This window comes from Klebsiella sp. Ech2A, assembly GCF_030078455.1.
GTDB lineage: Bacteria > Pseudomonadota > Gammaproteobacteria > Enterobacterales > Enterobacteriaceae > Klebsiella > Klebsiella terrigena.
In genome coordinates, this window is record NZ_JAQGFU010000197.1 from 1 (window position 1) to 7,564 (window position 7,564).

At 57.4% G+C, this 7,564-nt stretch carries 9 protein-coding genes; 4 read left to right on the plus strand and 5 right to left on the minus strand.

The window, feature by feature from the left end; genetic code table 11:
• The 3 genes from PFH44_RS22705 to PFH44_RS22715 all read left to right on the plus strand — a co-directional run.
• A partial coding sequence (locus tag PFH44_RS22705; RefSeq protein ID WP_463671566.1) for a DUF294 nucleotidyltransferase-like/CBS domain-containing protein occupies positions 1-230 on the plus strand: 230 nt, incomplete at its 5' end.
• The gene (locus PFH44_RS22710) at positions 227-1,231 is read left to right on the plus strand and encodes an ornithine cyclodeaminase family protein (RefSeq protein WP_283826229.1); all 1,005 of its coding nucleotides are present in this window, start codon (positions 227-229) and stop codon (positions 1,229-1,231) included. The genes PFH44_RS22705 and PFH44_RS22710, both read left to right, overlap by 4 nt.
• Complete coding sequence (locus tag PFH44_RS22715) at positions 1,228-2,022, plus strand: phosphate/phosphite/phosphonate ABC transporter substrate-binding protein (RefSeq protein ID WP_283826230.1); 795 nt, start codon at positions 1,228-1,230, stop codon at positions 2,020-2,022. Before PFH44_RS22710 ends, PFH44_RS22715 begins: the two co-directional genes overlap by 4 nt.
• A gap of 728 nt (positions 2,023-2,750) precedes the next feature.
• Here PFH44_RS22715 and PFH44_RS22725 read toward each other — a convergent pair.
• On the minus strand, positions 2,751-3,524 hold the full coding sequence (locus PFH44_RS22725; protein ID WP_045856950.1) for a DUF3750 domain-containing protein: 774 nt from the start codon (positions 3,522-3,524) through the stop codon (positions 2,751-2,753).
• A 154-nt stretch (positions 3,525-3,678) separates the two neighbouring features.
• Complete coding sequence (locus tag PFH44_RS22730; RefSeq protein ID WP_283826231.1) at positions 3,679-3,948, minus strand: hypothetical protein; 270 nt, start codon at positions 3,946-3,948, stop codon at positions 3,679-3,681.
• Positions 3,949-4,114: 166 nt separating this feature from the next.
• On the opposite strand from PFH44_RS22730, the gene PFH44_RS22735 reads away from it, so the two are divergent.
• Entirely contained in the window at positions 4,115-4,840 is a 726-nt protein-coding gene (locus tag PFH44_RS22735) for a response regulator transcription factor (RefSeq protein ID WP_283826232.1), read from the plus strand.
• A gap of 100 nt (positions 4,841-4,940) precedes the next feature.
• Here PFH44_RS22735 and msrA read toward each other — a convergent pair whose 3' ends face one another.
• The 3 genes from msrA to PFH44_RS22750 all read right to left on the minus strand — a co-directional run.
• Complete coding sequence (msrA, locus tag PFH44_RS22740) at positions 4,941-5,645, minus strand: peptide-methionine (S)-S-oxide reductase MsrA (protein WP_283826234.1); 705 nt, start codon at positions 5,643-5,645, stop codon at positions 4,941-4,943.
• Positions 5,646-5,662: 17 nt separating this feature from the next.
• Positions 5,663-7,429 carry a cytochrome c biogenesis protein DipZ gene (locus tag PFH44_RS22745; RefSeq protein WP_283826233.1) on the minus strand — a complete coding sequence of 589 codons (1,767 nt, stop codon included), beginning with the start codon at positions 7,427-7,429 and terminating at the stop codon, positions 5,663-5,665.
• Between the two features lie 29 nt (positions 7,430-7,458).
• Positions 7,459-7,564, minus strand: a 106-nt coding sequence (locus PFH44_RS22750; RefSeq protein WP_349632139.1) for a peptide-methionine (R)-S-oxide reductase, incomplete at its 5' end; no start/stop codon positions are given.

Genomic DNA, 7,564 nt, shown 5'->3' on the forward strand with positions numbered 1-7,564 from the left:
CTATTACCCCGGTGGTCCAGGCGATGGAAACGTCTCTGACCGCTAATCATCCGCAGCGGCTTGACGTGAACGCCACCCTGAAAGACGCGCTGGCGCTGATGCTTTCCCGGCACGCCGACAGCATCACCATCACCGAATACGGCTCACCCGTCGGCGTATTAACCCGCCAGCGGCTTTTCGACCACGTGCGGTCCAATGCGGACCATACGACCTATGAGAGAAATTTATGACTCAAAGCATCCATTTAACCTGGCTAAACGGCCCTGACGTTGACCAACTGCAGCTCACGGACGCGGAAATCCTCGCGGCGGTGGAGGACGGGCTGCGGGCCCAGGGGCAGAAAAAAACCGTCATTGAACCGCGCGTGCATTTAATTCCCGATAAAGCGTTTAACGGCCACTTTAACGTGCTGCGCGGTTATATCGAGCCGCTGGGGCTAGCGGGGGTAAAAATCGTCGGCGATTATGTCAATAACTATACGCTGGGGCTGCCCTCGGAAATGGCTCTGCTGAACCTTTTCGATCCGCGCACCGGCATGCCGGTTGCCATTCTGGATGCGTCGGCGATTACCGATATGCGCACCGGCGCGCTTACCGCGCTGGGTGCGCGCCACCTCGCCCGCCGCGACAGTAAGGTGCTGGGGCATATCGGCGCACGGGGCACCGCTTACTGGAACGTTCGTCTGCTCAACAGCATTTATGATTTTGATGAAATCCGCATTCATTCCCGTCGCCCGGAAAGCCGTGACGCTTTTGCACGCCGTCTGGAGCAGGATCTCGGCAAAAAAGTCATCGTCACGGACGACTGGGAAAGCTGCGTGCGCGACGCGGATATTGTGGTCGAAGCCTCGCGTCTTGATGCACCGACGCCGCTGTTAAAAACAGAGTGGATAAAACCCGGCGCCTTTGTCGTGCCCTACGGCACCATGAGCGCCGTGGAGCTGTCGCTTACCGACATTATGGATAAGCTGGTGGTGGACGATTGGGGACAGTGCAAAGGAGGCATGTTTGGATCGCTACGGGCCCACGTAGAGGTCGGAAAATTAAGCGAGCATACCCTGCATGCCGAGCTGGGCGAAATTGTCGCCGGGGCGAAACCCGGTCGTGAAAACGATGGCGAAACTATCCTCTTCTGGCATCGCGGGCTGTCGCTAAGCGATATTGCACTGGGGCATGCGATGCTGGAAAAAGCTCGCGCGCTGGGTATTGGTCAGGAACTACGCTACCGGTGATCGTTAACGCGCGAATGTACTCGGTCACCCCGGCGGCCGAAGAGGGGTGGAAAAGGCTCCTGCTCGAAGCAGTACGCCGCGCCGGGCTGAAGGCAGAGATTTTTGACTACCCTGCCCCGGCCAGGCTGGAAGGGCTGTGGGCTCGTTCCGATCTGCTGGCGGTATTCATGTGTGGCTGGCCCTTCGCGCAGCGGCGCTTTCCGGTACGCCCCGTGGCCGTGCCGGTTACGGAAGACGCCGCCGGAGAAGGAATACCAGGGCACTACCGTACCCTGTTTATGGTGCCGAAGTCGTCTACCGCCGAAAGGCTGGAAGAGACCTTCGGCGGGCGGCTGGCGTATACCAACCCTGAGTCGCACTCCGGCTATAACGCGGTGCGCTATCATCTGTCGGCGTACCGTAGCGAGTCGCGAAAAACGCTTTATCGCACGCTTGTCGGGCCGCTGGTGACCCCACGACGCGTGCTGGAAACGCTGGCGGCGGGCGAAGCGGATGTCGGCCCGCTGGATAGCTATGCCTGGTCGCTGCTGTACCGGTATGAACCGGAATTAACGCGCCATGTGCGTATCCTGGCGCGCAGCGCGCCCGCACCGATGCCTTTACTGGTGGCAAGCGACAGGGTTGACCCGCAGACCATTATGGCGCTGCTGGCGCTGAATACAGAACAAGATGCCACGCTATTGCGGCCTCTGGGGCTTCGGGGGTTTATCGCCCCCTCCGCCGACGCCTGGCAAGTGCTCTGCGACCGGGAAGAAATTGCGTTCTCCAGGAGCTATGACATGCTGCGCTGAAAACGGCGTGTCATTCTGTCGCCCCATTATTCGCGCCGTATGCTATTACATCGTTATATGGTAGCCGCTTCTTGAACCGCTCGGTAATAGTTTGCCTGCCTGCATCGTTTCACTATCCTGGCGGACACACATATAATAAACGCGACCACCATCTATTGGCAGTTCGAAAATATTCACCAGCTCGCCCGTATCAAGAGATGGCCTGGTGAATAGGTACCCACAGAAGCACAATCAGTGATAGTCCGTTGTATCACGGGGTACTACAGCGTGCTTCGGTCCTACGGGTATAATAACGGCGGTTTAACGCCAAATAAATCAGAACGGCCGCTCCATGAACAGTCAGGTCGTGTGGCCAAAATTAGTTGACGGCTACAATGATTTAGAGATTCTTTGACGGAATAGAACCAAAGGTACGAACCGGACATTTTTTATCGCGCGTGTTAAATCTTTTTGATCTACAGATGAAAATACGGGTCAAGCCAAGGGTCCTGACAACAGGCAGGCATGAAATTTATGCTAATTTTCAACTTAATAGATAACTGAATGATCCCGAGTCCGGGCACCACTATTCAGAAAACCCAGCCTATGGCTGGGTTTTTGCTTTTCTGCGGCCGGACTCTCCATCGAACTGCGTTCGATTATGTTTAAGTCATCACATAACAATAAAAATGCCAATACTGCTCTTTCTTGCCGGCAAGAGGTGAAATAAACAATGGCGGACACTGGCGTTATTTAGCAGGATCATTGCGCAAATTGTCATCGCCAAGGCCGCCAATAAACGGCAGACGTATACGTAACGGCGTGAAATCCAGCCCCACGTTCAGCCCCAGCAGGTTGAGTTCAAATCCCTCTTCAGCTCCCAGCGTAACGCCGGCAATCCCCAGCACCGACACCTGAACCCCGCGTCCGGATGGCGGCAGGCCGATGGGATCCAGCAGCGAGCGAAAATCTTTCCCCACCGCGTTGGCGGGCATATCCAGCTTGAGTGCAGGCACCTCGCGCCCAATATGGGCAATAAAGGTGTTACTGTTGGGCCCCGGCCAGGCGTGGTAGGTATCCGGCCAGGGATAAGAGGCAATGGCCGCGACAATCTGCGGAATCATGGCTTCGGCCTCTTGCCCCCGATGTTCCACCAGCAAACGGGGCTTCGCGCCGAACCAGTAGCCATCCGGTGGGTTGCGATTGCGACGCACCTTTTCCCCTTCTCCCCAGCTAATCACTTCGTAACGGTTATATTCCGTCTCCCCGGCGCGTTTATAGATGATCCATGGATGTACCGCCACCACGCCTCTCCATCCCCAGGTCGGCGCAGCGTAGACCTGCACAATGGCCAGCCTGGCGTTTTGCTGAGGATCGGGCGCCAGCCCCGCTGAGTCACGACGGGCGGACCACCAGCCTTCCTGTGGTCGCTGCTCCCGCTGATGCATCGCCTGGGCCAGGCTGGCGCCAAGGGAGAGCAGGATGATGCAAAGAAGACTCAGACAAACGATTTTTACGATCATGGCAGCCTGTATTCGGGGAAGAAACATCCATATGCGCGATTATTGTACTGATTGCGCTGCGCATCAAGGCAATTGGGCTGCGCTGAAGAGCGACCTTTCCGCAAAAAACGCTGCCGGGGTGTTTTTCACCGAAAAACCGCCCCAGAGCTGCCGGCTACATGGATTTTTTTACTTCATCCTTTTTTTTCATTGCCATCGCATCTCCGTGCTTTTTCTCCTTCTTCATCATGGTGCCTGGATGTTTATCCTCCTTCACCATCATGGTTGCGGAATGATTATCGGCCTTCATCATCGAGCCGGGATGAGGGTCGGCTTTCATCATGGTGGTCGATGACGTTTCGCTCGTCGAATCTGCCGCATAGCTCACCGCCGCGAAGCCCATAGCACAGACGGCTGACAGTGCGAGAATAGATAATTTTTTCATCCTGTTTTCCTCAGTGATTGTCGATATACCCGCGATACCGTCACCGACTATGCGCCACACCAGTTCCCCAAAGCCTCACGTAAATTTAAATAAAATGTGATATTTCGATCGCCACAGAGGGAGTTGTGTAAGCTGAAGGAGTAGACGGCAAAACGGGGGATTTAATATGACAGGCGTAACCGCAAAAAAAATCCTGGTCGTCGAAGATGACGCCGATATTGCCGGCCTTCTCGCCCTTCATCTACGCGATGAGGGCTATGACATTACCCACGCCGGTGACGGTAATAAGGGCGTCGCTCTGCTGGAAAACGGCGGCTGGGATGCGCTGATCCTCGACCTGATGCTCCCCGGCATCGATGGGCTGGAGATCTGCCGTCGGGCGCGTAATATGGCCCGCTATACGCCAATCATTATTATCAGCGCCCGCTCCAGCGAAATACACCGCGTGCTTGGCCTCGAACTGGGGGCCGATGACTATCTGGCAAAACCCTTTTCGATGCTGGAGCTGGTCGCCCGCATTAAGGCCCTGTTTCGCCGTCAGGAAGCAATGATCTCCGCCATGAGAATGGATGCCGGGGTGCTGCGCTTTGCCGGCCTGGTCATCGATCCGATCGCGCGTGAAGTGCATCTGGACCGCAAACCGGTGGAACTTACGCCGCGCGAATTCGATCTGCTCTATTTTTTCGCTAAAAACCCCGGCAAAGTCTTCTCGCGCATGAGCCTGCTCAACCAGGTCTGGGGCTATCAGCATGAAGGCTACGAGCATACGGTCAATACGCACATTAACCGCCTGCGGATCAAGATTGAACGTAACCCGGCGGAGCCGGAGCGCCTGCTAACCGTATGGGGAAAGGGGTATAAATTTTCCCCCGCGGTCGAAAGCGCCACATAAGCAGCCGGTCGTAAAATATCTCTTCTCCCGATGCCGGCCGGCTGCTGGCCGGAAAAAATGCCGCCCCGAAGGGCAAACCGCGCCCCCTGACGGCGAGTCATTAACCCTTCACCAGCACCGGTTCGCTATTCCACAGCGCCGGGAAGTTTTTTTTCAGCTGCTCAACTTTGGGCTTGTCGTTGATAACAATGTACGGATAGTCCGGATTGTCGTTGAGGAAGTTCTGATGATATTTCTCCGCCGGATAGAAGCTGGCGCGCTCCTCAACCTTAGTCACCAGCGGCGCGTTGAAACGATGGCTGCCGTTAAGCTGGGCAATATAGGCCTTCGCCACCCTCTCCTGCGAATCGCTCATCGGGAATATCGCGGAACGATATTGCGTACCGTAGTCCGGCCCCTGGCGGTTCAGCTCCGTCGGGTTATGCGCGACCGAGAAGAAAACCTGCAGTAGCTGGCCGTAGGTCACCTGCTGCGGCTCAAACGTAATCTGCACCGATTCGGCATGGCCGGTCATCCCGGTGCTCACGCTGTCGTAATAGGCGGTGCGGGCTTTGCCGCCGGCATAACCGGAAGTGACGTTAGTGACGCCCTTAACGTGCTGAAAAACGCCCTGCACGCCCCAGAAACAGCCGCCGGCAAGGACGGCGGTTTCCAGGCGCGTCGACGCAGGCGCCTCATCCTGCAGCGGCGCTGGAATAACTACCGCGGATTCAGCTTCGGACCAGGCGACGTTCTGGAATGCCAGCGCGCCAACCACCAGAGCCGAAGCGCCTAAGGCACGGATACAACGGGTCATTTTTTTCATCTTCATAGCCACCTGTATTAACCAAATGTGAAAGCGTAGGCGTTGACGTCAGGATCGTTAAACTCAATGCTGAAGGTGTGTTCACCCACCCCATCGGACCCACGAACTAGCTGATACAAACGCTGCTCCGTCACCGTACCGCTACCGTCGGCGGCCACGTCGACACCGTGCATTTTTCCGGGAGCCTGACCGTCAACCAACACCTTAAAGCGAACGGGTTTGCCGTCTTTGCCCGGTCCCAGAACCAGATGCAGGTCGCGAGCGTGGAACTGATAGGCAATCCTGCCGGTGCCGCCGTTCAGCGTGATGTGCTCGTCGCCAATCGTCCAGCGCCCCTCCAGCCCCCATGAATCCAGGGGCAGAGCCGCAATATGGTAATCAGCAGGCCGATCTTCGCTGACCTTATCGGAGGCAAAGTTTGCTCCGCGCGAATAGCCAAGGTAGGTTTCCGGAGAAATATTGCTCTGACCGCTGGCGGCCTGTTCGATGCCCGTCGCTGAAACCGTACTGACGCTGGTATCGACATTTTTCGCCCCCGCCTGACGCAGCAGCTCCTGAATCACGCGTTCGGAGCGGTCATAATCGCCTTCGCCGAAGTGTTCATAGCGGATATGCCCGCTGGCATCGATAAAGTAGTGCGCTGGCCAGTACTGGTTATTAAAGGCGCGCCAGATGCGGTAGTCGTTATCGATCGCAATCGGATACGTGACGCCCAGCTTTTTCGCTTCTTTCGCGACGTTGCTGGTATCTCTTTCAAAGGCGAACTCCGGCGCGTGGACGCCAATCACCACCAGCCCCCGATCGCGATACTTCTCCGCCCAGGCTTTAACGTAGGGCAGCGAACGCAGGCAGTTGATGCAAGAGTAGGTCCAGAAGTCCACCAGCACGACCTTGCCGCGCAGCGCTTCCGGGGTCAGCGGCGGTGAGTTCAGCCACTGCACGGCGCCGGTCAGCGGCGGCGCCAGCCCATAATCGCTCAACAAAGACGCAATACCGTTATCAGCAGCATTGACCACAGTGCTGGCGGGGGTCGCCGCAGGCGCCGCGGCGTTTTTGCCGCTGCCCGGAGAGAGTTTTTGTATCAATGCCCGCTCAATACCGCCGGTTGATGCCGTCGAAATCCGCGCCAGCACGCCGGTATCCAGCCCGAAGCCAATCGCCACTACGCCCATCAGCATCCCGACGCCGAGCGCGCGGCGGATCCACTCCCCAACCCCCAGCGAGCGCTTCATGGTGGCAAAGACTTTACCGCCAATCAGCAGCGCCAGCGCCAGCGAAGTCGCCGCGCCGGCGGCATAAGCCAGCAGCAGAAGGGTGGAGTTGATGTTCGCCCCCTGCAGCGCTGCGCCGGTCAGCACCAGACCGAGGATCGGCCCGGCGCACGGCGCCCACAGCAGACCTGTGGCAATACCCAGCAAAAACGAGCTGCCCGCGCCGGAGGATTTACCGGCGGTAATCCGATTTGACAGGGTGTTCCCGGCAGAAACCAGCGGATGCATGATCCGATCCGCCAGCCGGGGAAACAGCAGCGTTATGCCAAACAGCGCCATCAGCACCAGCGCGGCGTCACGACCATACTGGTTGGCCGCCACCACCCAGCCGCCTCCCACGGCAGCCAGGGTGGCGAACAGGGTAAAGGTTATCGCCATTCCCGCCAGCAGCGGCAGACCGGTACGCATAAAGGACCGATCCGAACGGGCGAAAACAAACGGCAGCACGGGTAAAATACAGGGGCTGGCGATGGTCAACAGCCCCCCAAGATAAGCAAGAAAAATAACCAGCATAATCAGCGTCCTTAATGTGGACCGTGGAGCTATATTTTTTCCGGGCTAAACAGCATCGCATCGCCATTCATGCAATAGCGTAGTCCGGTCGGCGCGGGGCCGTCGTTAAACAGGTGGCCCAGATGTCCCCCGCAG

Bases quoted from the DNA above. Each gene is read 5' to 3' on its own strand.
- PFH44_RS22710 (WP_283826229.1), top strand. From the start codon at position 227: ATGACTCAAAGCATCCATTTAACCTGGCTAAACGGCCCTGACGTTGAC.
- PFH44_RS22725 (WP_045856950.1), bottom strand. From the start codon at position 3,524: ATGATCGTAAAAATCGTTTGTCTGAGTCTTCTTTGCATCATCCTGCTC.
- PFH44_RS22730 (WP_283826231.1), bottom strand. From the start codon at position 3,948: ATGAAAAAATTATCTATTCTCGCACTGTCAGCCGTCTGTGCTATGGGC.
- PFH44_RS22735 (WP_283826232.1), top strand. From the start codon at position 4,115: ATGACAGGCGTAACCGCAAAAAAAATCCTGGTCGTCGAAGATGACGCC.
- msrA (WP_283826234.1), bottom strand. From the start codon at position 5,645: ATGAAAAAAATGACCCGTTGTATCCGTGCCTTAGGCGCTTCGGCTCTG.
- PFH44_RS22745 (WP_283826233.1), bottom strand. From the start codon at position 7,429: ATGCTGGTTATTTTTCTTGCTTATCTTGGGGGGCTGTTGACCATCGCC.